Source organism: Promicromonospora sp. NPDC057138, from assembly GCF_042670845.1.
Lineage (GTDB): Bacteria > Actinomycetota > Actinomycetes > Actinomycetales > Cellulomonadaceae > Promicromonospora.
In genome coordinates this window covers 1-25,287 of sequence record NZ_JBHUUX010000074.1, presented here as the reverse complement: position 1 = coordinate 25,287, position 25,287 = coordinate 1, and the positions used below count along the sequence as shown (strand labels likewise).

19 protein-coding genes are annotated in these 25,287 nt (G+C 71.3%); 15 read left to right on the top strand and 4 right to left on the bottom strand.

Translation table 11 applies throughout. From position 1 onward, the window contains the following. Positions 1 to 128: 128 nt before the first annotated feature. Positions 129 to 1,136 (top strand): LacI family DNA-binding transcriptional regulator, encoded by a 1,008-nt coding sequence (locus ACFT2C_RS25480; protein WP_377209889.1) that lies wholly within the window; start codon positions 129 to 131, stop codon positions 1,134 to 1,136. A 116-nt stretch (positions 1,137 to 1,252) separates the two neighbouring features. Here ACFT2C_RS25480 and ACFT2C_RS25475 read toward each other — a convergent pair whose 3' ends face one another. Continuing rightward, positions 1,253 to 3,235, bottom strand: a complete 1,983-nt coding sequence (locus ACFT2C_RS25475) for a chromosome segregation ATPase (RefSeq protein WP_377209888.1) — start codon at positions 3,233 to 3,235, stop codon at positions 1,253 to 1,255. Between the two features lie 492 nt (positions 3,236 to 3,727). On the opposite strand from ACFT2C_RS25475, the gene ACFT2C_RS25470 reads away from it, so the two are divergent. The 5 genes from ACFT2C_RS25470 (at position 3,728) to ACFT2C_RS25450 (ending at position 10,040) form a co-directional block, all read left to right on the top strand. Beyond that, on the top strand, positions 3,728 to 4,996 hold the full coding sequence (locus tag ACFT2C_RS25470) for an ABC transporter substrate-binding protein (RefSeq protein ID WP_377209887.1): 1,269 nt from the start codon (positions 3,728 to 3,730) through the stop codon (positions 4,994 to 4,996). Between the two features lie 69 nt (positions 4,997 to 5,065). Beyond that, a complete protein-coding gene (locus ACFT2C_RS25465) occupies positions 5,066 to 6,025 on the top strand; it encodes a carbohydrate ABC transporter permease (protein ID WP_377209886.1) in 960 nt (319 codons plus the stop codon). A 1-nt stretch (position 6,026) separates the two neighbouring features. Beyond that, positions 6,027 to 6,836, top strand: coding sequence for a carbohydrate ABC transporter permease (locus tag ACFT2C_RS25460; RefSeq protein ID WP_377209885.1), 810 nt, complete (start codon positions 6,027 to 6,029; stop codon positions 6,834 to 6,836). A gap of 99 nt (positions 6,837 to 6,935) precedes the next feature. Continuing rightward, the gene (locus ACFT2C_RS25455) at positions 6,936 to 8,975 is read left to right on the top strand and encodes a TIM-barrel domain-containing protein (protein ID WP_377209884.1); all 2,040 of its coding nucleotides are present in this window, start codon (positions 6,936 to 6,938) and stop codon (positions 8,973 to 8,975) included. Positions 8,976 to 9,095: 120 nt separating this feature from the next. Beyond that, positions 9,096 to 10,040 carry an expansin EXLX1 family cellulose-binding protein gene (locus ACFT2C_RS25450; RefSeq protein ID WP_377209883.1) on the top strand — a complete coding sequence of 315 codons (945 nt, stop codon included), beginning with the start codon at positions 9,096 to 9,098 and terminating at the stop codon, positions 10,038 to 10,040. A 53-nt stretch (positions 10,041 to 10,093) separates the two neighbouring features. On the opposite strand, the gene ACFT2C_RS25445 is transcribed toward ACFT2C_RS25450, so the two are convergent. Beyond that, on the bottom strand, positions 10,094 to 10,495 hold the full coding sequence (locus ACFT2C_RS25445) for a winged helix-turn-helix transcriptional regulator (RefSeq protein ID WP_377209882.1): 402 nt from the start codon (positions 10,493 to 10,495) through the stop codon (positions 10,094 to 10,096). A gap of 27 nt (positions 10,496 to 10,522) precedes the next feature. Here ACFT2C_RS25445 and ACFT2C_RS25440 point away from each other — a divergent pair, with 27 nt between their 5' ends. The 5 genes from ACFT2C_RS25440 (at position 10,523) to ACFT2C_RS25420 (ending at position 14,976) form a co-directional block, all read left to right on the top strand. Further along, positions 10,523 to 11,116 (top strand): hypothetical protein, encoded by a 594-nt coding sequence (locus tag ACFT2C_RS25440; protein WP_377209881.1) that lies wholly within the window; start codon positions 10,523 to 10,525, stop codon positions 11,114 to 11,116. A 277-nt stretch (positions 11,117 to 11,393) separates the two neighbouring features. Beyond that, the gene (locus ACFT2C_RS25435; RefSeq protein ID WP_377209880.1) at positions 11,394 to 13,274 is read left to right on the top strand and encodes a polymorphic toxin-type HINT domain-containing protein; all 1,881 of its coding nucleotides are present in this window, start codon (positions 11,394 to 11,396) and stop codon (positions 13,272 to 13,274) included. A 2-nt stretch (positions 13,275 to 13,276) separates the two neighbouring features. Continuing rightward, complete coding sequence (locus ACFT2C_RS25430; protein WP_377209879.1) at positions 13,277 to 13,804, top strand: SMI1/KNR4 family protein; 528 nt, start codon at positions 13,277 to 13,279, stop codon at positions 13,802 to 13,804. A gap of 61 nt (positions 13,805 to 13,865) precedes the next feature. After that, a complete protein-coding gene (locus tag ACFT2C_RS25425; protein ID WP_377209878.1) occupies positions 13,866 to 14,405 on the top strand; it encodes a hypothetical protein in 540 nt (179 codons plus the stop codon). 124 nt (positions 14,406 to 14,529) lie between these two features. Then, positions 14,530 to 14,976 carry a hypothetical protein gene (locus ACFT2C_RS25420; RefSeq protein ID WP_377209877.1) on the top strand — a complete coding sequence of 149 codons (447 nt, stop codon included), beginning with the start codon at positions 14,530 to 14,532 and terminating at the stop codon, positions 14,974 to 14,976. 32 nt (positions 14,977 to 15,008) lie between these two features. Here the strand turns inward: ACFT2C_RS25420 and ACFT2C_RS25415 are convergent, their stop codons facing one another. Beyond that, positions 15,009 to 15,176, bottom strand: coding sequence for a hypothetical protein (locus ACFT2C_RS25415; protein ID WP_377209876.1), 168 nt, complete (start codon positions 15,174 to 15,176; stop codon positions 15,009 to 15,011). Between the two features lie 253 nt (positions 15,177 to 15,429). Here ACFT2C_RS25415 and recC point away from each other — a divergent pair, with 253 nt between their 5' ends. The 3 genes from recC to recD are packed head-to-tail and all read left to right on the top strand — an operon-like array spanning position 15,430 to position 24,037. Next, the gene (gene recC / locus ACFT2C_RS25410) at positions 15,430 to 18,858 is read left to right on the top strand and encodes an exodeoxyribonuclease V subunit gamma (RefSeq protein WP_377209875.1); all 3,429 of its coding nucleotides are present in this window, start codon (positions 15,430 to 15,432) and stop codon (positions 18,856 to 18,858) included. Then, the gene (locus tag ACFT2C_RS25405; RefSeq protein WP_377209874.1) at positions 18,858 to 22,241 is read left to right on the top strand and encodes a UvrD-helicase domain-containing protein; all 3,384 of its coding nucleotides are present in this window, start codon (positions 18,858 to 18,860) and stop codon (positions 22,239 to 22,241) included. The genes recC and ACFT2C_RS25405 overlap by 1 nt, the downstream gene beginning before the upstream one ends. Continuing rightward, complete coding sequence (recD, locus tag ACFT2C_RS25400; RefSeq protein ID WP_377209873.1) at positions 22,238 to 24,037, top strand: exodeoxyribonuclease V subunit alpha; 1,800 nt, start codon at positions 22,238 to 22,240, stop codon at positions 24,035 to 24,037. The genes ACFT2C_RS25405 and recD overlap by 4 nt, the downstream gene beginning before the upstream one ends. 2 nt (positions 24,038 to 24,039) lie before the next feature. On the opposite strand, the gene ACFT2C_RS25395 is transcribed toward recD, so the two are convergent. Then, complete coding sequence (locus tag ACFT2C_RS25395; protein ID WP_377209872.1) at positions 24,040 to 24,759, bottom strand: alpha/beta hydrolase; 720 nt, start codon at positions 24,757 to 24,759, stop codon at positions 24,040 to 24,042. 177 nt (positions 24,760 to 24,936) lie between these two features. Between ACFT2C_RS25395 and ACFT2C_RS25390 the strand changes: the two genes are divergently transcribed. Then, the gene (locus ACFT2C_RS25390; RefSeq protein ID WP_377209871.1) at positions 24,937 to 25,185 is read left to right on the top strand and encodes a hypothetical protein; all 249 of its coding nucleotides are present in this window, start codon (positions 24,937 to 24,939) and stop codon (positions 25,183 to 25,185) included. Positions 25,186 to 25,287: the final 102 nt, after the last annotated feature.

The following is a 25,287-nucleotide window of genomic DNA, read 5'->3' as shown; positions in this document are numbered from 1 at the left end:
GGGGGGCGGGGGCCGCCCGGGGGGCGCCGCCGGCTCCCCCCCGGCGCCCGCCCCGCACGAGGTAGGCATGACGAACCGGTACGCTCGCTGGACGGGGTGAGATCACCCCGCGGGAAAGGGGCACTCATTTGGCGACGATCGGTGATGTGGCCCGCGAGGCCGCGGTGTCGCGCAGCACGGTCTCCTCGGTTCTGACCGGGCGCAAGTTCGTCTCCCCGGAGACGCGCGCGAGGATCGAGGCGGCGATCACCAAGCTGGGCTACTCGGTGAACGCCGGCGCCCGCGCCCTGGCGACCGCGCGGACCATGACGCTCGGCGTAGTGGTGCGGTTCCACGAGGCGGAGTTCAGCCCGGCACTGGCCACCTACCTCGTGGCGCTCGCGGACGCGGCGCGCGAGAGCGGGTATGCCGTCTTGCTCCTCACCGAGCCGGACGGAGAGGCGGCGGTCCGCAAGGCCATCGCGGGCCGTCAGGTCGACGGGCTCGTCCTGCTCAGCGTCGTCGAAGGGGACCTCCGACTGGAGCCCATCGCCGAGTCGGGATATCCGGCGGTCCTCGTGGGGATGCCCGAGGACGCGCGGGGGATCGACTCGGTCGACCTCGACTTCGCCGCCGCGGCCCGCCTCCTGGTCGACCATCTCGCGGACCGCGGCCACCGCGAGGCGACCTTCGTCCGGTGGCCCGACGACCTGTACGCCGCGGGCAGCACCTACGCGATCAGGTTTGCGAGCGCGGCCGTCCAACGGGCCGCCAAGCGCGGCATGCGGCTCGAACCGCTCTCGTGCTCGGTGGTTCCCGAACAGGTGCGGGCGACCCTCCGGGACGAGCTGGGACGGGCGGACGGGCCGAGAGCCCTGATCGTGCACAACGACGCGGCCTCCGCGATGCTCCAGTTCGCACTCCATGACACGGGTCTCGACGTCCCCGGGGACCGCAGCGTCGTCTCCCTGCACTCCGCCGAGCTCGCCAGGCTCTACGCCCTGCCCTTCACCTCGGTCGAGTCCGGCCCGGACGTCGTCGCGCATGCCGCCGTCGAGATGCTCGTGCGCCGGATCGCTTCCCCGGACGCCCCGGCGGAAGCGCGGCTGGTCGCTCCCCGGCTCATCGAGCGCGGGAGCGTCGCAACTCTCGCGTAGAGGGTCGGCTGCAGAAACGGCGACGCCCAGCACCGCAGCGCGCCCGCACCCTCCGTCGCAGGTAGGAGGGGCCCCGCCCGGCCGATCGGCCGGGCGGGGCCCCTTCGGTGCCCGGGTCAGGCGAGGCAGCCGCCGAGGCCGATCGTCCCGTCGATGACGGCGATGCGGTCGAGGACGGCGGCGTACTGGGCCTGGAGACCTGCGACGACGGTCTTCTGGGTGGCGACGGCGTCGCGGTTGGGCTTCTTGGCGCTCTCCAGGGCCCGCAGGGTCGCGGACTGGGTGACGATCTTGGCGTCGAGCGCGGACAGGTCGGCCTTGGCTGTGGTCAGCGCGGCCTCCCTCTCGCTGATCTGCTGGTTGAGCGTGTTCAGCGAAGACTGGAGCGGGGTGAGCTGGTTCTGCAGGGACAGGATGCTGTTCTCCGCCGCGGTGATCGCGGTGTTCACCGTGTCCAGGGTCGAGACCAGGGTGGCGACCTCACCGTCCAGCTTGGTCACCTCGTCGGTCTGCGTGGTGACCGCGGTGTTTGCCGCGGTCAGGGTGTCCTGGAGGCCCGGCAGGGCGTCCTCGAGGGCCGTCAGCTCACCCTTCTTGGTGGCGATCTCCGCCTTCGCGGCAGCCAGGTCATCGGTCAGCCCTGGCAGGGACGCCTCGAGCTCGGCGATCTCCGCCTCCTTCGCGGTCACCGCGGCATTGGCGTCGTCCAGGGCGGTGTTCGCGGCGGTCCGGGCGGCCTTGGCGTCGGCCAGCGCCCCGGTGGCGCTGGCCACCTGTCCGTTCGCACCGGCCAGGCTGGTCTGGAGGCCCGCGAGCTGCTGCTGGAGGTTGCTGCTCTCCTGCTGCTTGGCCGACAGCTGCGAGGTCAGAGTGGCCAGCTGACCCTGCAGCGCGGTCAGGTCACCGTTCAGGGCGCTGATCAGCGCGGTCTTGGTCGCGGCCTGCTGCTCTGCGGCGGCGATCTGTCCCTTCAGCGTGTCGATCTGGGCCTGCAGCTCGGCCCTCTTCTTGGGCACCGCGCCCTTCAGCGCCGCGAGCTCGGCCTCAAGGGCCGCGAGCTGGGCCTGCAGTGCGGTCGTGTCTGTGGTCGGCGTCGCGGTGGCGGCGGCGATCTCCCCCTGCTTCGCGGTGATCTGCGCGTTCTTGGTGGTGATGTCACCCTGCAGGCCGGCGATCTGCGTCTGCAGCGTGGGCAGCTCGGCCTGGATGGTGCCGATCTGCACGGTGAGGGTCTGCACGCTCTGCTCGGCCAGGCGCAGGTTCTCCTCGGCCTTGACGACAGCTGCGCTCGCGGCGGCGGCATCGGTGGCAGCGGACTCGGCGGCCGTCTCCAGCGCCGGCAGCGCCGCCCGAGCGTCGGCTACCTTCTTCTCGGCCGCGTCCACCGCGGCCTGCGCCGCGTCACCCTGGGCGACCAGCCCGGCCAGCTCCTGCGTCGCCTCGTCGATCGCGCCCAGCTGGGCGTTGACGGCGTTCTGCGCCGTCGTCGCCTTCCCGGTCAGGTCCTCCAGGCGGGTCTTCGCTGAGGCCAGGTCGGCCTCCTTGGTGGACAGGCTGCTGACCACATCGGCCTTCTGGGCGGTCAGGTCGGCCAGCTCACTCTTGGCGGCGGTCAGCTGGGTCTGCAGCGGGGTGATCTGGTCGACCAGCGTCGCGCGCTGATCCTGCAGCGTGCTCAGCTCGGTGTTCGCCGTCGCGATCGCAGCGGTCAGCGTCGCCTTGTCCGCGTTCAGCTTCGTCAGCGACATCGTCACCGTGTCGATCTCCCCGACCAGCGTGGCGTACTGCGCGTCCAGCGCGGCGATCTCCTGCTCCGCAGCGGTAACCTGCGCCGTCAGGCCTTTCTGCGTGGTGACCAGCGCGGCGCGCTCGGCCTGCAGCTTCGCGATCTGCTCGACGTTCTGGCGCGCCGCGGCACTGAGCAGGTTCGGCTGCACGAGGCCCCGGTGGGCCAGCTGGTTGGTCACACCGTTGCAGATCCCGGTGCTGGGGCTCGCGGCGGTGGCCGGCGCGGCGAGCACCAGCATCCCGGCGACCATGCCTGGCAGAACTATCGCGGAACCAAAACGGCGAGCGGTCTTCTGTGTGCGAACGGACATAAGAGCGTCTCCTCGACAGACGTCCGAGAGACTTCTCTGGTGAGAAGCCGCTCCTTCAACGGGGTGGGTAGGGCTCCGGCTTCCGGAGCTTGCGGTTGGTTGCGTCCTGCAGCCGAGACCGACGGTACGGGCAAAGATGCGCCTCACGCAAGGATGCCTAGCGGGTGAAGTTACGGAGCGCGCATAGGCTGATGCGGTTGGTTTGCTGACGGTCAGGACCCAGGTGCAACCCGGCCCGGAGCGGCCCTTCCGGATGCCGCGGCGTGCTCAGGCCCAGCCGTCACATCGCCGAACCCGAATCAGCGAACCGGTTCGCCTTGACCTCTCCCGTTCGCGCTGGCATGATCAGCGAACCGGTTCGCTGAGGGCGGCGACGGACCGGCCGCGGTGTCGTCGAATGCCCCGTCGGGGGCAGCAGCGGCTGAGGAATGCCGGGCGCCCCGCGGACCACGAGGACCGAAACGGTCCGTCTCAACGGAGAGGTAACGTGCGATGACAACGACGACAAGGGTGCGTCGAGGCCTCGGCCTCAGCATTGCCCTGGCGACAGGTCTCGGCCTGGCGGCATGTGCCGGCGGCGGTTCGACGCCGGAGCCGGGCGCCAGCGGCAACGCGTCCGAGGGCTCCACCACGGCCGAGATCACCTTCTGGGACCCGTACCCCCAGCACACGGAGGGGACGCCGTGGGACGAGCACGTCAAGTCGTGCGCGCCCGACGGATCGAAGATCGTGCGCACGAGCGCACCCCAGACCGACCTGTTCAACCAGCTCACGACGGCGGTCAAGGAGGGCACGGCACCTGACGTGGTCGTCCTGGACAACCCGATGATGCCGGAGGCGGCGGCTGCCCAGCTCCTCGCGACCGCCGAGCAGGCCGGCATCGACACGGCCGGCATCGACAAGAACCTCATGGGACCCGGCGTCGTCGACGGCGTGGAGTACGGCGTCCCGTTCGGCTCCAACGCGCTCGGGCTCTACTACAACGCAGACCTGCTCGAGAAGGCGGGGGTCGACCCGGCGACGATCACCGACTGGGCCTCGCTCGACGCGGCCATCGAGAAGACCGTCGCGGCCGGGGGCAAGGGCATCACCTTCTCCGGCATCGCGGGCGAAGAGGGTGTCTTCCAGTTCCTGCCCTGGTTCTGGGGATCCGGCGCGGACCTCTCCGACATCGGAACGCCCGAGGCGGTCTCCGCCGGGCAGCTGCTGTCGGGCTGGATCGGCAAGGACTGGGCGCCGCGCTCCGCCGCCACGGACAACCAGTCGGCGGCCTGGGACCTGTTCCTCACCGGCGACTACGCGTTCGCCGAGAACGGCTCATGGTTCGCCTCGGCCGCGGCGGATGCCGACTTCAAGACCGGAGTCATCCCGATCCCGGCGAAGGACGGCGGCGTCGCCCCCGTGCCCACCGGTGGTGAGTTCGCCGTCGCCCCGATCCAGACGACCGACGCCTCCGACCACTACGCGAACGCGGCGGCCGTGATCGCCTGCCTGACCGACGGCAAGGCGGCGCTCACGACCAACGAGACGCTCGGCTACCTGTCCGCGAAGCCCGACGTGCGCGCCGAGCAGGTCGCGGCCAACCCGCTCTGGAAGCCGTGGGTCGCACCGATCGAGGGCGCCCAGGGGCGGACGACCGAGCTCGGCTCCGAGTACGTCAACGTCTCCGCCTCGCTGTCCGAGGCGCTGCAGGGCGCACTCAACGCCGCGGGTGACGCCCCCGGCGTCGAGACCGCCTTCCAGGACGCGTCCGGCTACTGACGGTCCACGGGTGCGCCCGCGCCAGCGGGCGCACCCCAACCCTCCGACTCCAGACCTGGTGAGTTCTCCATGAGCCTGCTGACGATTCCCGAGCTGGCCGCGCCACGGGGCACGCGCACCGCCGCGCCCGTGGACGGCCGACGCTCCCGGCGCAAGACGACGTGGACAGCCGTCGCGTTCGTCGCGCCACTCGTGATCTACCTCGTCCTGTTCTACGCCTACCCGCTGGTGCAGAACGTCGTGATGAGCCTGCACCGCTTCGACCGGTTCAGCTTCGTCAACGGCGGTGCGCCGTTCGTCGGGTTCGACATCTACTCCGAAGTGGTGGCGCAACCACGGTTCTGGGGCGTGGTGCGCCAGACCGCCATCTTCACCACGGCGTCCATCGTGTTCCAGTATGCGATCGGCCTGGCGCTCGCCGCCTTCTTCCACCGCAGCCGGTTCCGGCTGTCGGCCACCCTGCGCGGGCTCTTCCTGATTCCCTGGCTCCTGCCGGTGATCGTCTCCGGAACGACCTGGCAGTGGATGATGAGCCCCGACACCGGCGTGCTCAACGCGTTCCTCGGGATCTTCGGTGCTGACCCCGTGTGGTGGCTGAACGCCGACAACGCTCTGCTGTCGGTCACGATCGCGAACATCTGGCTCGGCGTGCCGTTCAATCTCGTGATCCTGTACTCCGGCCTGCAGAACATCCCGGCCGACCTCTACGAGGCCGCCGCGCTCGACGGCGCCGGACCGTGGCAGCAGTTCTGGCGGATCACCGTCCCGCTGCTGCGGCCCGTCACGCTGATCACGCTGCTGCTCGGCCTCGTCTACACGCTCAAGGTCGTCGACATCATCTGGATCATGACCTCGGGTACGGGGAGCTCCCAGACCCTGGCCACCTGGTCGTACGGGATGGCGTTCGGCAAGGGGACCTCGGCGGTCATCCGCTACTCCGAGGCGTCGGCCGTGGGCACGATCCTGCTGCTCGCCGCCCTGGTGTTCGGGTTCGTCTACATCGCCGTCCAGCGCAAGCAGGAGGACTGACATGAACCGCTCGTGGTGGACCACCGCCGTCGCAGTCCTGCTGACCGCGATCATGCTCTTCCCGGTCTACTGGATGGTCAACGTCTCGCTCACGCGGCGCGAGAGCATCCGCCGGGGCGACCTCCTGCCGTTCGACTTCACTACCGAGCACTACGCGGTAGTGGTCCGGGAGCAGCTGCCGTACCTGGGCACGAGCCTCCTGGTGGGCCTGGGAACTGTGCTGGTCACCCTGCTGGTCGCCGCGCCGGCGTCCTTCGCGCTGGCCAAGCTGGCGGTACCCGGACGCAGGCTGCTCAACTTCGCGCTCATCGTGGCGCAGATGGTTCCCGCCGTCGTCATGTCGCTCGGGTTCTACTCCATCTACAGCCGCATCGGGGTCCTCAACACCGTCCCGGGCCTGATCCTGGCGGACTCGACGATCGCGGTGCCGTTCGCGGTCATGCTCGTGACCGCCTTCATGACCGGTATCCCTCGCGAGCTCATGCAGGCCGCACAGCTCGACGGCGCGTCGGCATGGCGGACGTTCCGGTCCGTGGTCCTGCCGATGTCACGAAACTCGATGATCACAGCCGCCCTCTTCGCGTTCCTGTGGGCCTGGTCCGACTTCCTGTTCGCCTCCACGCTCGACCGGGAGGGCGGATCGCTGCGCCCGATCACTATGGGCATCTACAACTACATCGGCGCCCAGAACCAGGAATGGGGTCCGATGATGGCCACGGCCGTGGTCGCCTCGATCCCCGCGGCGGCGCTGCTCGTCGTCGCCCAGAAGTACATCGCCGCAGGCGTGACCGCCGGAGCCGTCAAGGACTGACGGCACCGGCCGCCCCTCCCGCCTGCACCCGAGCCCGGCATCCGGCCGCTGACCCAGCGACCAGATGCCGGGAACCAGACACGAAAGAGATTCGACCCGATGAACACATTCGAGACCGGCCCGGACCACGTCACCTGGCGAGGCGACGGCGAGACGCTCAAGGTCCAGGCCTGGGGCAGCAGCTCGCTCCGCGTGCGCAGCGCTCCGGCCTCGGACGTGTTCGACACGGACTTCGCCCTGCTCGAGCCCGAGACGGTACCCGTAACGGTCTCGGTCGACGGCAGCGTCGCGACCCTGACCAACGGAGACGTCACGGCGGTGCTGAGGGCCAGGGACTTCTACGACGAGCAGGCGGGGTATCAGGTGTTCCGCTGCACCGTCGAGTTCCGCGACGCCGCCGGGAAGACCGTCCTGCGCGAGCTGGACGAGGGGGGTTCCCTCAAGCTGCGGGCTCGTGAGCTCCGGCCGTTGGTCGGCGGCGACCACCGGCTGCGCGCCGCGTTCGAGCCGGTCCCCGGCGAGAAGCTCTACGGCATGGGGCAGTACCAGCAGGAGATCCTCGACATCAAGGGATCGACGTTCGAGCTGGCGCACCGCAACTCCCAGGCCAGCGTGCCGTTCGTGATGTCCAGCGCGGGCTACGGCTTCCTCTGGCACAACCCGGCGATCGGGCAGGCGACCTTCGCCGCCAACCGCACGGAGTGGGTCGCGGAGTCGACCCAGCAGCTCGACTACTGGATCACCGTGAACAGCTCACCGGCCGCGATCAGCGCCGCGTACGCGGACGCGACCGGGCACGCACCGATGATGCCCGAGTACGGCCTCGGCTACTGGCAGTGCAAGCTGCGCTACTGGAACCAGGAACAGCTCCTGGATGTGGCACGCGAGCACAAGCGTCGGGGCCTACCCCTCGACGTGATCGTCGCCGATTTCTTCCACTGGCCGAAGATGGGTGACTTCCGCTTCGAGGAGGAGTTCTGGCCGGACCCGGCGGCCATGGTCGCCGAGCTCCGCGAGCTGGGCATCGAGCTCATGGTCTCGGTGTGGCCTCAGGTCTCGGTCGAGTCGGAGAACTTCGCACGCCTGAAGAAGGAGAACCTCCTCGTCCGGACCGAGCGGGGTCTCGACGTGCAGATGGGCTTCCAGGGACCCAGCATGTTCCTCGACCCCACGAACCCGCGCACCCGCGAGGTGGTGTGGGAGATCTGCCGCCAGAACTACCACGACCTGGGCATCCAGCTCTTCTGGCTCGACGAGGCCGAGCCGGAGTACGGCGTCTACGACTACGACAACTACCGCTACCACCAGGGAGCGAACCTGCAGGTGGGCAACATCTACCCGCAGGCGTTCGCGCGGATGTTCTACGAGGGCCAGCGGGCGGCGGGCCAGGACGAGGTCGTGAACCTCCTGCGCTGTGCCTGGGCAGGTAGCCAGCGGTACGGCGCCCTCGTCTGGTCGGGTGACATCCACTCGACCTACACGGACCTGCGCCGGCAGATCACCGCGGGCCTCCACATGGGCGTCGCGGGGATCCCGTGGTTCACCACCGACATCGGGGGGTTCCACAACGGTGACGTCAACGACCCGGACTTCCGCGACCTGCTCGTCCGCTGGTTCCAGTTCGGCACGTTCTGCCCCGTCATGCGCATGCACGGCGACCGCCAGCCCTACGAGGAGGTCACGAGCGCTGACGGTTCTCCCCGCGCCCGCTCAGGAGCGGGGAACGAGCTCTGGAGCTTCGGCGAGGAGGTCTACGAGATCCTCGTCGGCTACACGCGCATGCGGGAGGCGCTGCGTCCCTACACGCGCCGGCTCATGACGGAAGCGCACACGGATGGCCAGCCGGTCATGCGCGGGATGTTCCACGAGTTCCCCGGCGACGCCACGTGCTGGGACCTCGCGGACCAGTACATGTTCGGGCCCGACCTCCTTGTCGCGCCGATCGTGGAGCCGCACGCGACCAGCCGAAGCGTGTACCTGCCCGAGGGTGCGACCTGGACCGATCTCTGGTCGGGCACCACGTACGACGGCGGCAAGTGGCTCACCGTCGACACTCCGATCGAGGTCATTCCGGTGTTTGCCCGCGACGGCGCGCAGCCGGATCTGGTCGGCCTGCTGGGTTCGACCGCGGCACGCTGAACGGCCGGTCGTCGTCGGCCGTAGGGGAGCCGCGGCCGACGACGAAACGTTGGTAGCCTTTGCGCGGCCTGTGGTCCTGAACCGCGCGCCGCCGACTCGATCCTCCGAACGGGGACAAGCATGAATACAGCGCGGCACGCGATGCGGCAGGGTTGGCGCAGATACCGGATCGTGTGGGGTGCCGCGGTCGCGCTGGTGGTCTTGGGAGTTCTCGCGTACCCGGCCATGGCGTTGCTCTCCGACGGCGCGGCAGACACCGTGCGGACCGCTGCCGACGGCGCGCCGACCACGGCGGCTCCCGCCGCCGCTACCCGGCGGGTGAGCACCCCGACCCCCAGCCCCACGGTCACCCCGACCCCCAAAGCGACCCCGACTCCGAAAGCCAGGGCCTCCGCTCCGGCGGCACGGCCGTCGCCCACCCCGACCCCGCCGGCGACGACGGCCAAGTCCGCAGACCGGATTCGCCCCGGGACCACGTACAAGGGAGACGCCACCGTCTACCAGGCCGCGGACGGCAACGGCGCCTGCAGCTTCGGCCCGAGCGACGACATGATGATCGCGGCGATGAACGAGACCGACTACGAGACCTCCAAGGCGTGCGGCGACTACGTGCTCGTCCGTGCGGCGAACGGCAACTCCGTCACAGTGCTCATCACCAACCTGTGCCCCCTGCCCTGCGCACCCGGGCAGCTCGACCTCAGCGAGCAGGCATTCGCCGAGCTCGCCGACCCGATGCTCGGCCGGATCCCGATCACCTGGAGCCTGGTGAGCCCCGGTACGTCCGACACGATCTCCATCCGGTACAAGGACGGATCGAGCCAGTGGTGGTGCGGCATCCAGGTGATCGACCACCGGAACCCGGTCGCGCGGCTGGAGGTCGAGGCCGGGGGCGGCTGGAAGCCGTTAGTCCGTACCGGCTACAACTACTTCCTCTCCGAGGACGGCGCCGGGTGCGGCGGCGCGATCAGGATCACCGACATCTACGGCGAACGGCTGACCGTCAGCGGGCTCGCCGTGCTGGCGGACGTCGTACAGCCGACGGCGGTCCAGTTCGCTCAGCACTGAGGAGCGCAGGGGTCGAGCGGTGGAGCGTGCCAGCCATCACCCGTGCGCACGGCCTACGCGATCGGGGTGGCGCAGCTCATCGCCGTGTCCGATGCGGCCTTGCCGTCGGTGCGCTGCAGGTGAGCCTCACCCCAGACCCTGACTCCTTCGACGACGGGCAGGACAGAATCCCCGTACGGAGTGAGCCGGTAGATGACGCGCGCCGGGACCGGTCCGGTCACCACACGTTCGACGAGTCCGTCGGCTTCGAGCTCGCGTAGCTGTTCGGCCAGCACCTTGGGTGTGATGGGCGCGCCTCTGCGGCGGAGGCCGGCGAAGTGGCACTCTCCGTGGGCGAGCCAGTAGAGCAGGGTCAGCTTCCATTTCCCGCCGATCGCGGTGAACGCCGCGGCCATCGGGCAGCCCGGCAGCGGATTGGGACGAGAGGGGTTACCCGCAGGTGCCTTCTTGTTCAAGGTGGTGCTCCGCTCAATAGTCGGACCATGACCATTCCATACCCCATTCCGTACCGACGGATCCTGACCGCAGGCCTTTCCGCCCTCATGCTGCTCGCGACGGCGGTATCGGGCGACGCCGCACCGTCTCCCGCGTCATCGACGATCGCCGACGGCCAACGGGACTTCAACTGGGAGATAGGTACCTGGCGCTCCACTGTGCAGGTCCTCGCCGACCCGCTCTCGGAGTCCCCGGACAAGTGGCTCCAGTTCGCCGGCACCAGCACCGTGCGTCCGCTCGTGGATCGGCGGGCCAACATCGTCGAGCTCGAGGTGTCGGGGCCGAACGGCCGTATCGACGCGCTCAACCTGAGACTGTACGAGCCGCATGCGCAGCGGTGGAGCCTGACCTTCGTCAACATGCGCGACGGTCTGCTCACCCCGGCGGTGTACGGCGGGTTCCGCGACGGCGTCGGCGAGTTCTACGGCGACGACCAGCTCGGCGGCCGTCCGATCAAGGTGCGGTTCCTCATCGTCCGCACGAGCGAGGACGAGGCGAGGTTAGAGCAGGCGTTCTCGGCCGACGGCGGAACGACGTGGGAGACGAACTGGATTGCCGTGGATCGCCGAGTCCGACGCTGAAACTCGCCCGACGCCGGGCGGCTGGGTCGTTGACCCCGGCCCGCCCGGCGTCGGCCTTCGTGAAACGGGTCAGATCCTCGACCACCTCTGGCCGTACCACGCGTCGGTGCGGGTATAGCTGCTCGCGGACGGGGCGCCTGCCTGCGCGGCCTTCGTCGACACGGTGGCCGTGGACTCACCGCGGTTGAGCAGCGCAAATCGTGCCTTCGGAAAGGTGATCGGCTGTTAGCCTTTGCCCAGATTTGTCCGCCAATAACTGGTTTGCGAGGGTGCGCAGATGTCGAGGCCGTCTGATTGGTCGCCGGTCGGGTTGGACTCTGATCCGACGCCGGGTGATCCGGTGCTGGTCCTGTCCGGTGGGCAGGAGTATCAGGAGGTTGCGCGGTCGATCGACAACGCCGCCTCGGCAATGAGTCGACTGGATGTGGACGGGACGATCTCGCAGGCTGTGGATTCTCTGATGGAGGCCAAGGAAGACACCATCGGCGAGATCCGCAAGGCCCACTCCCGGTACGTCGCGGCCGGTGACGCGTTGATCGGGTACGCCAGCGCTTTGGAGCGGGTGCAGTCCGAGACTCTGGCGGCGTTGGAGCGGGCGCGGGATGCGCAGGACGCAGCGCAGTCGGCGTCGGGCTCGAAGGACCGCTGGCAGGAGCTGGCCGACTCGGCGAAGGACGAGACGGAGAAGCAGGAGTACCAGCAGAAGGCCGATCAGGCTGGTGGGGACGCCGACGAGGCGGCCGGGACGATCTCGAGTGCGAAGGGCACGGTGGAGTCCGCCGTGTCGGACCGGGACCGTGCCGCGGACCATGCGGTGGACCGCATCGAGGAGATCACCTCATCCGATGACCTGAACGATGGGTGGTGGGACAACTGGGGTTCCAAGCTGGTCGCCGCGATCGCGGACATCGCCGACATGATCTCCACCATCGCGGGCATCCTCGCGATCGTGGTGGCCTTCATCCCCGTGGTCGGCACCGCCCTGGCCGGGGTGTTGATAGTCATCGCGGCGGTGGCGGCGATAGTCAGCGCGGTCGCGAACATCGCTCTGGCCGCGACCGGTGAGCGGTCTTGGGCGGAGGCCGGGATCGCCATCGCCGGTGCCGCGCTGTCGCTCATTGGTTTGGGTGCCGCGGCGAAGGCCGCGACAGGGTTGGCGAAGGGGATCACGAAGGGCGCGTTCAAGCAGGGGTTGAAGAAGGGGTGGTGCAAGTTCGGATTCGGCAAGTGCTTCGTCGCCGGCACCCTGATCCACACCCCGGACGGCCCGCGTCCGATCGAGGACATCCGGGTCGGCGACAAGGTCTGGGCGCACAACCTGGACACTGGCCTGGACGAGCTGCAGCTGGTCGCCGAGACGTTCGTCCGGCACACCACGGAGCTGTTCCACCTCACCATCGCTGGTGCGTTGGTCTCCACCACCGCAGAGCACCCGTTCATGGTCAAGGACCGTGGCTGGGTGGACGCCGCGTTCCTCAAGGTGGGCGACCTCCTGGTCACCCCCGACGGCACTACGGCATTGATCGAGGAGATCGAGACCGAGCAGCGGGACGAGACCGAGGCTGAGACGGTCTACAACTTCCACGTCGAAACTCACACCAACTACTACGTCCACGCCGGCGACACCCCCGTACTCGTCCACAACGCGGTGCACTCGAATGCTCTGAAGAAGAACCACACCTACAAGATCAACGGTGGAAGCTACAAGGTGGACGGTCTCGGCCGCCCCTCCGGGATCGAAGTCAATCTCACCCCGAGTTCTATCGGGGGCAAGACCAACCCTTCCGTGAAGCCACTCGGCTACGACCCGTCCATCCATCAGGCGGGCCACCTGCACGGCGCACAGCTCGGCGGGCCGAACGACCACGCGGCGAACTTCGTGTCGCAGTACAACAGGTCGAACAACCCGTGGCAGCGCGCGATCGAAGGCGAGGTGCGGAAGGTGGTCGAGGGCGGCGAAGACGTACTGTACAAGGTGACGCCGCAGTACAACGGGGCGTCAGAGATTCCGCACTCGATTCATCTCAGCGGGCAGGGATCGAACGGCTATGTGCTGGACTACACGCTGCCGAATACGAACCTTCCCTTGCTCAGCGCCGAGATGAAGGCTGGCAACATCGCACCCAACCAACACGGACTTCTCTTCGGGACGAGGTAACTGTGGCAAGTCTTGATGAACTGATAGATGCCGGCGGGCTGGTTCCGCCCGGTGAAGCCTTCGACTGGGAGCAGGCCGAACAGGCTCTGGGGCTGCGGCTTCCCGAGGACTACCGGGCGCTCGTCGACGCCGGAGGCGCCGGCCTGTGGTTCGACTACTTCCGGGTCTACGCACCAGGAGAGCAGTACGAGGACCGGAACCTTCTCGACTCCGCTGGGGTGTTCGAGGACCTCCAGATCTTCTGGGACAACGGCTTCTCCAACCCGCCGACCGACCTACCGGCCGGCGCGAGGCTGATCGCCTGGGCCAGTACGGGGGCCGGAGAGACCCTCTTCTGGCAGGTCGAGGAGGGAACACCCGCCGATTCCTATCCCATCTACGTCCAGGACGCCGATGGCGACGACTGGGAACGGTTCGACATGAAGACAACGGACTTTCTGCGAGGGGTGCAGCAGAACAGCGTGCGGAGCGAGTTCTTCTCCGAGGCATTCCTCGACCGTGCTCAGGTCTTCCGCCCCTACCCAGGGTGAGCACGACGGCCCGGTTCGGAGAGATCGGATCTGGACCAGCAACCCCGAGGAATGCACCCTCATGACAAGTGCTCAGCAGCTGATCGACATGGCACGCCTCACGCCGGCGGCCGGCCCGTTCGACTGGGAACAGGTCGGGCAGCGGATCGGTGCGCCCGTTCCGCAGGACTACCGCGAGCTTCTCGAGGCTGGGGGTGGCGGACTCTGGCTGGGCTTCTTGAGGCTCTTCGTCCCGGCGCCCGGCGCCGGTCTGAAGCACGTCGATCTGGAGCGGTCGGGGTTGGAGTTCGAGCAGCTCCAGGACATGTTCGAGGACGAGATCGTGGAACCGCCCGAGGATCTCGACCATGATTCCAGGCTGCTGCCCTGGGCCTCGACCGGGTCGGGGCTCACGCTGTACTGGGAGGTCTCACCCGGCGCGGCCGCGGATTCGTACCCGATCCGGGTCTCGGACCGGAACGGCGACCTGTGGGGGCGGTACGACCTGCTCACGACCGACCTTCTCCTGGGAATCGTCCAGGGTGAGGTGCGCAGCGAGCTGCTCGACGAGTCGTGGATGGACCGCGACGTGCTCTTCAAGAGCTACGCCGACGAGACGTAAGCGTCCACGGGCTTTCGGTGAAGGGACGGGTAGGCGGCTCAGCGGCCTACCCGTCCTTGTGTTCTGCTGAGTCGAGGAGTTCACGAGCAGGGATGACGATCGAGGCCACGGAACGAGGGATCTGATGGTGACAGTCACAGGTGAGATTGCCGTGATGCTGGATGTGCTGGGCCTATCGCAGGGTGATAGTCGCATCCTTGAGGCCATAGCCCTGGTCGGTCCCGAGATGGAGATCGAGGAGTTCGACTGGGACAGCGAGAAGTCGACCTACTTCATCTTCAAGCCGGCCGGCACGGACCTGCTCTTCGAGGATGGCGTGCTCGCATCAGCCATCGTGCGGATGCAGCCTGACGCGCAAGATCCCGGTTACCGCGTGTACCCGAGGCCGGCAGCTTTGATCGACGGCCTGCCGCCGACCGCCACCCGCACTGATGTCGAAGACTTCTTCGGGGTCCCGGAACGTACCGGTCCCAGCTTCGTCAGGTACGAGGCGAACGAGCGCTACCTGCACGTCGAGTTCAGCTCGGACGGCCAGATCGGGAAGGTGTCCGCGCTGCTCGAGGCGGTCTGACGCCGAGGTAGCGCGCCTGCAGCGCCGGCAGGTCAGCCGGGCGCGGAAGGTGTCACGTTGGCGTCGTCCGGTTGCGCGGGTCGGGGCGCGGGGTGCTCGACCAGGGCGAGGACCCGCGCGGACATGAAGCGGGCCGTTCGAACCGGCGTGCCGCCACGGGTGACCTCGGTGACCTCGACGATCCCACGGCCCTGCGTCACCTCGACCCGTCGACCGGCACGGGTAGCTTCGACTTCATAGGTTCGGGTCGCTCCACCGGCGTCGATGACGACCTCGACACGATCACCCTTCACCGCGCCCCTCCCTTCGCCGAGCGCTGGACGGTCAGGCGACGAGTGGGCGTCGAAGAGTCCCGATGGCCCGGCACTTGATACAACCGGAAGTCGGCAGCTGGTCTTCCCGCCCGACGCCGTGGACAGCGTGGTTCGCGGCCGTGCGCGATACGTTGGCGCGATGGCAGTCGTCCTGCATCGGGCTCCGCGTACGGACCTGCTCGCGCGGGCGCTGGGGGACCTGCTGGCCGCGCCCCTGGAGGACCCGTTCGCGACCGAGGTCGTCGTGGTGCCCGCCCGCGGCGTCGAACGCTGGCTCGCGCAGCGGCTCAGCCATCATCTCGGTGCCGCTCCCGGGCGGGACGACGGCGTGTGCGCGGGCGTGGACCTGCGCTCGCCGGGCTCGCTGTTCGCCGAGGTCACGGGCACGCGCGACGACGACCCGTGGGCGCCGGACGCACTGACCTGGCCGCTGCTGGCGGCGATCGACGTGAGCCTCGACGAGCCGTGGGCGGCGCTGCTCGCCCAGCACCTCGGGCACGGGATGCCGGGGGAGGAGGGCGACCTGCGGCGCGGTCGCCGGCTCTCCGTCGCCCGACGCCTCGCGCGGCTCCTGGCGGGCTACGCCACCCAGCGCCCGGCGCTGGTCGCGGACTGGGCCGCGGGCCGCGACACCGACGGGTGCGGGCGCGCCGTCCCCGCCGATCTCGCGTGGCAGCCGCCGCTCTGGCGGGCTCTGGCCGAGCGGGTCGATGCCGAACCGCCGCACGTGCGGCAGGCCGCCGTCGTCCAGCGGCTGCGCACCGAGCCCGGCGCCTTCGACCTGCCCGCGCGCCTGTCCCTCTTCGGTCACACTCGCCTGGCCGCGAGCGAGGTCGAGCTGGTCGGCGCGCTCGGCGCGCACCGCGACGTGCACCTGTGGCTGCCACATCCCTCGGCGCCGCTGTGGTCGGCGCTCAAGGATCTCGGCGGGCCCGTCGACCGGGCCGCGGACCGCTCCCACGAGCGCGTCGGACACCGCCTGCTCGCCACGCTCGGCCGGGACACCCGCGAGCTGCAGCGCACCCTGTCCGCGATCGAGCTGCGCGACGAGCCCGTCCCGGGCGAGCCGGCCGCCGCCGTCGCCGCCGTCGCCGCCGGCGACGCCCACGAACCGCCGTCGACCCTGCTGGGGATGCTGCAGCACGACCTGCGCGCCGACGCCGTCGGCGATGCCGGGACGCGGATGCTCGACCCTGCCGACCGCTCGGTCCAGGTGCACGCCTGCCACGGCCCGGCCCGGCAGGTCGAGGTGCTGCGCGACGTGCTGCTCGGCCTGCTCGCCGACGACCCGACGCTCGAGCCGCGCGACGTGCTCGTCATGTGCCCCGACATCGAGACCTACGCTCCACTGGTCGCCGCCGCGTTCGGGCTGGCCGACGTCGTCGGGCCGCACGGTCATCCCGCGCACCGCCTGCGCGTGCGCCTCGCCGACCGGGCGCTGGACCGGACCAACCCGCTGCTCGCCGTCGTCGTGCGCCTGCTCGACCTCGCCGGCGGCCGGGCGGGCGTCGGCGACGTCGTGGACCTGGCCCACGCCGAGCCCGTGCGCCGACGCTTCGGGTTCCGCGACGACGACCTGGAACAGCTCGCCCAGTGGGCGCGCGAGACCGGTGTGCGGTGGGGGTTCGACGCCGCGCACCGCGCCGACTTCGGCCTGGCCGACTACGGGTCCGGCACCTGGCAGGAGGGCGTGGACCGGCTGCTGGCGGGCGTCGCGATGTCGGACGACACGGGCACCTGGCTCGAGCGCACCCTGCCGCTGGACGACGTCGGCAGCGGGCAGGTCGAGCTCGTCGGCCGGCTGACCGAGCTCGTGGAGCGGCTCCGTGACGTCACCGACGCGCTCGTCGGCGGGCATCCGCTCGAGCACTGGCTGACCGCGCTCGAGGACGGCGTCGCGGCGCTCACCACGGTCTCGACCACTGACGCGTGGCAGCTCGCGCAGGTGCGGCGCGAGCTGGCCCGCGTGCGTGCCGACGCTCCCGACCCGGCGGTGTCCCTGCGGCTGCCGGACGTGCGCGCGCTGCTCGCCGACCGCGTGGCGGGCCGCCCTACCCGGTCGAACTTCCGCACCGGCACGCTGACGGTGGCCACGCTCGTGCCGATGCGGTCGGTGCCGCACCGCGTCATCGCCCTGCTGGGGCTCGACGACGGCGTGTTCCCGCGCGTCGGCATCACCGACGGCGACGACGTGCTGGCCCGCGAGCCGAGGACTGGCGAGCGCGACCCGCGCAGCGAGGACCGGCAGCTGTTCCTCGACGCGATCCTCGCCGCCACCGAGACCCTCGTGGTGACCTACAGCGGCGCCGACGAGTACTCGGGCCAGGAACGGCCCCCCGCCGTGCCGCTGGGCGAGCTGCTCGACGCCCTCGACGAGACGGCGTGGACGCCCGAGGGGCGCCCGGTGTCGCGAGCCGTGACCGTCCGTCACCCGCTGCAGCCCTTCGACCGGCGCAACGTCGAGCCCGGGGCGCTCGTGCCCGGCTCGGCCTTCACGTTCGACCCCGCGGCCCTGGCCGGAGCTCGCGCCGCGATCGGGCTCCGCACCCCGGCAGGGCCGTTCCTGGCCGCACCGCTGGCGCCGTTGGCACCACCAGGCCAGGCAGGGGCGGACGACGGCGTCGTCGCGCTCGACGACCTGCTCGCGTTCTACCGCTCGCCCGCGCGCGGGTTCCTCGTCCAGCGCCTCGACGTCGGCCGGCCCTGGGAGGAGGAACCGCTCGACGCCGGGCTGCCCGTCGAGCTCGACGGGCTCGGCCGCTGGGCCGTGGGGGAGCGGGTCCTGCGGGACGTGCTGTCCGGCGTCGCGATCGCCGACGCCGTCCAGAAGGAGTGGCGTCGCGGGCAGCTACCGCCCGGACGCCTGGGCTGGCGCCCCCTGGTCGGCATCGCCGAGGACGTGGGCCCGCTCGCCGACGCCGCCGCAGGCCTGCGGGCGAGCCCCGCGCGAGTCGTGGACGTCGACGTCGACCTGGGCGACGGACGCAGCCTGCGCGGCTCGGTGCCTGGCGTGCACGGCGACCGCCTCGTCGCGGTGTCGTACAGCCGGCTCGGCGGACGGCAGCGCCTGCAGACGTGGATCCGGCTGCTGGCGCTCGCGGCGTCCGACGACGACCGCCCCTGGGTCGCCTACACGCTCGGCCGGCCGACCAACCCGCGGTCACGCAAGACGTGGCAGGGGTCCCGGCTGGGACCGCTGGACCACACGGCCGTCGACCTGCTGCGCGACCTCGTCGCGCTGCGCGACCGCGGGCTCACCGAACCGCTGCCGCTGCCGGTCAAGGCGTCGGTGGCCTACGCCGAGGCGCGCAGGACCAACGCCGACCCCACCGACGCGCGGTCCCGGGCCGGACAGAAGTGGACCGGTCAGAGGGGGTTCGGCGGAGGCTCCGACGGCGAGTGCGCGGACCCCGAGCACGTGCGCGTCCACGGTCCCAGCGCCCCGCTGCCCGCCACCGGCGAGGAGCCGCGGCCAGGCGAGGAGCACCCGGGGGAGACCACCCGCTTCGGCGCGCTCGCGATGCGCGTCTGGAGCCCGCTGCTGGAGAACGAGAGGTTCAGCGACTGATGGACGTCTTCGACGGTGTCTTCGACCTGGCCGGGCCGCTGCCGCGGGGCACCGCGCTGCTGGAGGCGAGCGCGGGCACCGGCAAGACCTTCGCGATCGGCGCGCTCGTGACCCGGTACGTCGCCGAGGGCGTCGTACCGCTCGACCAGATGCTGGTGGTGACCTTCGGGCGCGCCGCGACCCAGGAGCTGCGCGACCGGGTGCGCGGCGCCCTGCTCCGGGCCGAGCGCACGTTCGCCGCCGCCCTGGCGGGCCGCGACACCGGTCAGGTGGACGCCGTCCTCGCGGCGCTGCTCGACGTCGACGACGCCGAGCGGGCCGCCCGGCACCGGCGGCTGGCCGACTCGCTGGCCTCGTTCGACCACGCCACCATCGCGACGATCCACCAGTTCTGCCAGCTCGTGCTGCGCTCGCTCGGCGTCGCCGGGGACACCGAGCCCGGCGCCGAGCTGGTCGAGTCCCTGGCCGAGCTCACCGTCGAGGTGGTCGACGACCTCTACCTGCGTCGGTACGGCGACGCCCCCGAGCCGCCGCCGTTCGACCGGGCCTGCGCCCTCCGGGTCGCCACCGCCGCCGTCGAGGACCCGCGCGCCGCGCTCGCCGACGCCGACCCGGACGACGCCGTCGGCTCGGCGCGCGTGTCCTTCGCCCGCGAGGTGCGCGCCGAGATGGAGCGGCGCAAGCGGCGCCTCGGCATCCTGTCGTACGACGACCTGCTCGGGCGGCTCGCCGACGCTCTGGACCCGGCGTCGGCCGACGGCGGTACCGCCGTCGGCGCGCGCATGCGCGAACGCTGGAAGGTGGTGCTGGTCGACGAGTTCCAGGACACCGACCCCGTGCAGTGGCAGGTGCTCGAGCGTGCCTTCGGCGCTGGGCAGGAGCAGGCGGAGGCCGCGGCGATGGTGCTGGTCGGTGACCCCAAGCAGGCCATCTACGCCTTCCGCGGCGGCGACGTCGTGGCCTACCTCGACGCCGCCCGGCGCGCCACCACCCGCGCGACGCTCGGCAGCAACTGGCGCTCGGACGCGTCGCTGGTCGAGACCCTGGGAGTGCTGCTGGGCAACGCGGCGCTCGGCCACGAGGAGATCGTGGTGCACCCGGTGACGGCCGAGGGCGGGAACAGCCGGCTGGCCGGCGCGCCGCGCCCGGCGCCGTTCCGGCTGCGGCAGGTGCTGCGCGACGGGCTGCCCCAGTACAAGGGCCTCGTCAAGGCCGCCCCGGCACGCGAGCACGTCGCGGCGGACCTCACTGCCGACGTCGCGGGGCTGCTCGCCTCGGGCGCGACCTGGGACGGGCGCCCGCTGGTGCCCGGCGACGTCGCCGTCCTCGTCTCGGCGCGGACGCACGGCCGGCTCGTGCAGGACGCGCTCGCCGAGCGCGGCGTCGCGGCCGTGCTGCCCGGCGGCGACGTGTTCGAGACGCCCGCCGCCGACGAGTGGCTGACGCTCCTGGAGGCGCTGGAGTCCCCGCACCGCTCGGGCCTGGTGCGCGCCGCGGCGCTCACGCCGTTCCTCGGCCGCACGGCCGCCGACCTCGACGCGGGCGGCGAGGACCTGACCGCCCGCGACGCCGACGCCCTGCGCGGCTGGGCGCTCCTGCTCCGCCATCGGGGCGTGGCCGCTCTCCTGGAGGCCGCCGAGGAGCGTGGGCTGAGCGGGCGGGTGCTGGCTCAGGCCGAGGGCGAGCGGCTGCTGACCGACGTCCGCCACCTGGGGCAGCTGCTGCACGAGGTGAGCGTCACCGAGTCGCTCGGCCTGACCGCTCTGCTGGCCTGGTTCCGCGACGAGCGGCGGCGGACGGGCACGGCCGAGCGGCCGCGCCGTCTGGACTCCGACGCCGCGGCCGTGCAGATCGTCACGGTGCACGGCAGCAAGGGCCTGCAGTACCCGGTGGTGTACCTGCCGTTCGGCTACGACAACTACGCGCGCCCGGTCGAGATCGCGCTCTACCACGACGAGCGCGGCGTGCGGACTATCGACGTCTCCGGCTCCGGCGCGCGCTGGGAGGCTCACGGCGCCGCCCACCGAGCTGAGGAGGACGGCGAGGAGCTGCGCAAGCTCTACGTGGCCCTGACCCGCGCGCAGTCGCAGGTCGTGGCGTGGTGGGCGCCGACGTCGAGCACCCCGACCAGCGGCCTGCACCGCCTCCTGTTCGGCCGCACCCCCGGCACGCGAGAGGTGCCGGGCACCCAGCCGGTCAAGGACGATACCTACGCCACGCGCGTGCTGCGGCTGCTCGAGGAGCTGGGCGGCCCCGCGGCCGAGCTCGCGGTACCCGCCGAGGCGTCCGCCCCCGTAGCGGCGGACGGGCACGCGCCGTTCGAGGCGCGCGCCTTCGACCGCGCCGTCGATACCGGGTGGCGGCGCACGTCCTACAGCGGGCTCATCGCGGCCGGCGACCACGGCGCGGGAGCGGGCGCGGGGGTGGGTGCTGGAGAGGGCGCGGGAGTGGGCAGCGAGCCCGAGGCCGCCGGCAAGGACGACGAGCCGGACGCGCCCGAGACCGACGTCGAGGAGCAGGCCGTGCCCGACGCGGGGACGTCGCCGATGGCCGACCTGCCCATGGGCGCCGCCTTCGGATCGCTGGTGCACGCGGTGCTGGAGCACGCCGACCCGTTCGCGGCCGACCTGCGCGCCGAGCTGCTGGGGCACGTCACCGAGCAGCTGCGCTGGTGGCCCGTCCAGGCCGACCCGGCGATGCTCGCCGAAGGGCTCCTGCCGCTGCACCGCACGCCGCTCGGCCCGCTGGCAGGGGGCCTGACGCTGGGCGAGATCGGCCAGCCGGACCGGCTCCGCGAGCTGACGTTCGAGCTGCCGCTGACCGGCGGCGACCTCGGTGGTCCCGGCCGCACCGAGGCCAGGCTGGGCGACCTCGCCCCGCTGCTGCGTGCCCACCTGCCCGCCGACGACCCGCTCGCCGCCTACGCCGACCGACTCGAGCAGCCGGCCCTGGGGAACCAGGCGCTGCGCGGTTACCTCACCGGCTCGGTCGACGTCGTCCTCCGGCTGCCGTCGGGGCGGTTCGTCGTCGTCGACTACAAGACGAACTTCCTCGGTCCCGCCGTCGCCGACTACTCGCGGCCCCGCATGGCCGAGGCCATGCTGCACTCGCACTACCCGCTGCAGGCCCTGCTGTACGGCGTAGTGCTGCACCGCTACCTGCGCTGGCGGCTGCCCGGCTACGACCCCGACACCCACCTGGGCGGGGTGCTCTACCTTTTCGTGCGCGGCATGGCCGGGCCGGACACCCCCGACGCGGGTGGCGGCCCCGACGCCGGCGGCAGTCCCGCGGGCGTGTTCTCGTGGCGGCCGCCGGCGGCGCTCCTGGTGGCTCTGTCAGACCTGCTCGCCGGAGCCGGAGCCGCAGGGGAGGAGGCCGCATGACGACGGCGATCGAGCGCTGGACCAGCGACGACCCCCATGACGCCCGTCGGGCGCTCGGCGCGACCGGCCTGCTGCGCACCTTCAACGACGCCGGTGTGCTCACCGCGGCCGACGTGCACGTCGCGCGCCGCACGGCCGACGTCGTCGGCGAGGAGGACGAGACCGTGCGCCTCGCCGTCGCACTCGCGGTGCGCGCCGTGCGGCAGGGGTCGGTCTGCGTGGACCTCAGTGCGTTCGACGATGGCGCCGGAGAGGCGCCCCTGCCCTGGCCTGCCGCCGACGGCTGGCTCGACCGGGTAGCGGCCAGCGCGCTCGCGGAGCGTTCGGTGGTGCGGGCCGACCTCGGCCTGCTCTACCTCGACCGGTACTGGCGCGAGGAGCGGCAGGTGCGCGACGACCTCGTCGCCCGGCTGGCGGCGCCGGCCCCGGCGGTCGATGACGCCCTGCTCGAGGACAGCGCGGCGCGGCTCTTCCCCGGCGACGCCTACGCCGAGCAGCGCGTGGCGGCGCTGTCGACTGCGCGGCGTCTGACGACCGTGCTCACCGGCGGTCCCGGCCGCGGCAAGACGACGACCGTGGCCGGCCTGCTCGCGCTGCTCGCGGAGCAGGCCGAGCACGCCGGCGGACGCCGCCTGCGCATCGCGCTCGCCGCGCCCACCGGCAAGGCGGCCGCGCGCATGCAGGAGGCGGTGGCCGATTCGCTCGGTGCTCTCCCGGAGGCCGGGCGGCCCGCGTTCACCGCCGACGACCGGCGCCGGCTCGCCGGGCTCCAGGCGGGCACGCTGCACCGGCTGCTGGGCTGGCGGCCCGGATCGAGCACCCGGTTCCGGCACGACCGCTCCAACCGCCTGCCGCACGACGTCGTCGTGGTCGACGAGACCTCCATGGTCTCGCTCACGCTCATGGCCCGGCTGCTGGAGGCGGTGCGCCCCGACGCGCGGCTCGTGCTCGTGGGCGACCCCGACCAGCTCGCGTCCGTCGAGGCCGGCGCCGTCCTCGCCGACCTCGTCGCCGGGCTCGGCGAGCGCGACGACGGCGTCGTGGCGGCCCTGGTCACCGACCACCGGTCGGAGAGCGCGGCGATCACACGGCTCGCCGCCGCGATCCAGGACGGCGACCCGGAGGCGGTGCTCGCCGCACTGGCGGCGGGCGACGGCGCCGTGGAATTTGTGCACCCGGACAACGCGGCCGGGCTCGCCGGCCTCCAGGACGAGCTGACGCGGCACGCGCTCGACGTCCGCGGCCCGGCGCTGGCGGGCGACGCCGCCGGGGCGCTCGCCTCGGCCGAGCGGCACCGGCTGCTGTGCGCCCACCGCGAGGGCCCGTGGGGCGTGGCGCACTGGAACCGGCTGGTCGAGCGCCGGCTCGGCGAGGCCTCCGGCGCCTACCTCGGCGCCGCGGTCGGCACGGAGTGGTACGCGGGGCGACCGGTGCTGGTCACCGCGAACGACTACAGCCTGGGCCTGTTCAACGGCGACACCGGGGTGGTGGTCGCCGAGGGCGAGGCACTGCGCGCCCACATCAACGGTGGCGCGTCGTTCGCGGTCTCCCGCCTGGGCGACGTCGAGACGCTGCACGCGATGACGGTGCACAAGAGCCAGGGGAGTCAGGCCGAGGAAGTGACGGTGCTGCTGCCGGACGAGGCCTCGCCGCTGCTCACGCGCGAGCTGTTCTACACCGCGGTGACACGAGCGCGGCGACGGGTGCGGGTGGTCGGGACGCCGGAGGCGGTGCGCGCGGCCGTCCTGCGGCGGGCGCGCCGGGCGAGCGGGCTGGCGGCGCGGCTGCGGGGCTGAGCTCAGCGTCGAGACGCCCAGGCCACCATCAGCGGGAACTCGGCCTGCCAGAACGGGTCGCCGTGGTCACCGACCCGCTCGGTCATGACGACGTCCGCGCCGGCGTCGAGCAGCGCGTCCGCCCACCGGTTCGCGTTCTCGAGGAACCACGGCTCCAGCGTCCCGGCGACGAGATACGTGCGCGGTAGCGGGCTCGGCATCTCGGCGGGCGGACGGAAGCCGCCGCCCGGCGAGGCGCAGAGGACCGCACCGTAGACGTCCGGATGCCGAAGCCCCATGGCGAGCGCGAGCTCGGCACTGGCTGACACGCCGCACACCGCGGTGCGTTCGGGCGGCAGGGCGACGCCGAAGCGAGACCGCACCCAGTCGCGGACCTCCTCGACGAAGAAGTGCTCGTGGGCCGCGAACCGTTCCTCGTCGAACGACGGCGAGTACTCACGAATCCTGGCCATCTCGTCAGGGTCGTCCGTCCGGTGGGCGGCGACGATCATGGTGGCTGGAACGTCTGCCGCCTCGAGGTATCCGCCCCACTGCGAGATCAGCTGACCGTCGCCGGCGAACACGACGGCTTCCGGCGCGTCCGGCGGCACGTACACGGTGACCTGCCGCCCGCCGTCGTAGTCGAAGGTCTCGGTGACGAGCTCGCCTGCGATCGGATCTGCACGCGCCGGCTCTGGCGCCTCGTGGTTGCCCACTGCACTGGGGGCTGCTCGATCGGACATGCAGCTTGCACCTCAATCTCTTGGATCGGGTCGATGGGACCGGCCGGGTCGAGGCTCCGGTTCAGTATCGGACACCTCATTGGCGAACGGGACGGAGTAAGCCCACGGGGGGAGGGACGGCGCAAGATCAGCCTCCGGGGGGAGGACTCGCTGCGACCACCTCTCTACGTTGGGAACATGGCACATACCGGACCGGACGACCAGAGCGGAAACGACTCCGCCTCGACCACCGGCCGGAACTGGGGCGCCGGCGTCGCGGTCGGCCTGTGCATCGGCGTGGCTCTCGGGATAGCGCTGGACAATCTCGCGATCGGCATCGCGCTCGGTGCGGCGTTCTTCCCGGTGTTCGCGATGATGCGGACCACCCCGGCGTCCGAGGACGACGTCCCCAGCGAGGGCAAGAAGCCGCCCGGCAGAGATACCTGAGGCTTCAGTGGGCGGCCGCGCGGTCCAGACGCCGCGCAGCGGGGACGCGGGGAGGACGTACGTCAGCGGGGTGTGTTGCGCTCGGTAGACGGTGTCTACCGC

Coding starts and splice junctions, on each gene's coding strand:
- ACFT2C_RS25475 (WP_377209888.1), bottom strand. CDS start 3,235: ATGTCCGTTCGCACACAGAAGACCGCTCGCCGTTTTGGTTCCGCGATA.
- ACFT2C_RS25470 (WP_377209887.1), top strand. CDS start 3,728: ATGACAACGACGACAAGGGTGCGTCGAGGCCTCGGCCTCAGCATTGCC.
- ACFT2C_RS25465 (WP_377209886.1), top strand. CDS start 5,066: ATGAGCCTGCTGACGATTCCCGAGCTGGCCGCGCCACGGGGCACGCGC.
- ACFT2C_RS25460 (WP_377209885.1), top strand. CDS start 6,027: ATGAACCGCTCGTGGTGGACCACCGCCGTCGCAGTCCTGCTGACCGCG.
- ACFT2C_RS25455 (WP_377209884.1), top strand. CDS start 6,936: ATGAACACATTCGAGACCGGCCCGGACCACGTCACCTGGCGAGGCGAC.
- ACFT2C_RS25450 (WP_377209883.1), top strand. CDS start 9,096: ATGAATACAGCGCGGCACGCGATGCGGCAGGGTTGGCGCAGATACCGG.
- ACFT2C_RS25440 (WP_377209881.1), top strand. CDS start 10,523: ATGACCATTCCATACCCCATTCCGTACCGACGGATCCTGACCGCAGGC.
- ACFT2C_RS25435 (WP_377209880.1), top strand. CDS start 11,394: ATGTCGAGGCCGTCTGATTGGTCGCCGGTCGGGTTGGACTCTGATCCG.
- ACFT2C_RS25425 (WP_377209878.1), top strand. CDS start 13,866: ATGACAAGTGCTCAGCAGCTGATCGACATGGCACGCCTCACGCCGGCG.
- ACFT2C_RS25420 (WP_377209877.1), top strand. CDS start 14,530: ATGGTGACAGTCACAGGTGAGATTGCCGTGATGCTGGATGTGCTGGGC.
- recC (WP_377209875.1), top strand. CDS start 15,430: ATGGCAGTCGTCCTGCATCGGGCTCCGCGTACGGACCTGCTCGCGCGG.
- ACFT2C_RS25405 (WP_377209874.1), top strand. CDS start 18,858: ATGGACGTCTTCGACGGTGTCTTCGACCTGGCCGGGCCGCTGCCGCGG.
- recD (WP_377209873.1), top strand. CDS start 22,238: ATGACGACGGCGATCGAGCGCTGGACCAGCGACGACCCCCATGACGCC.
- ACFT2C_RS25395 (WP_377209872.1), bottom strand. CDS start 24,759: ATGTCCGATCGAGCAGCCCCCAGTGCAGTGGGCAACCACGAGGCGCCA.
- ACFT2C_RS25390 (WP_377209871.1), top strand. CDS start 24,937: ATGGCACATACCGGACCGGACGACCAGAGCGGAAACGACTCCGCCTCG.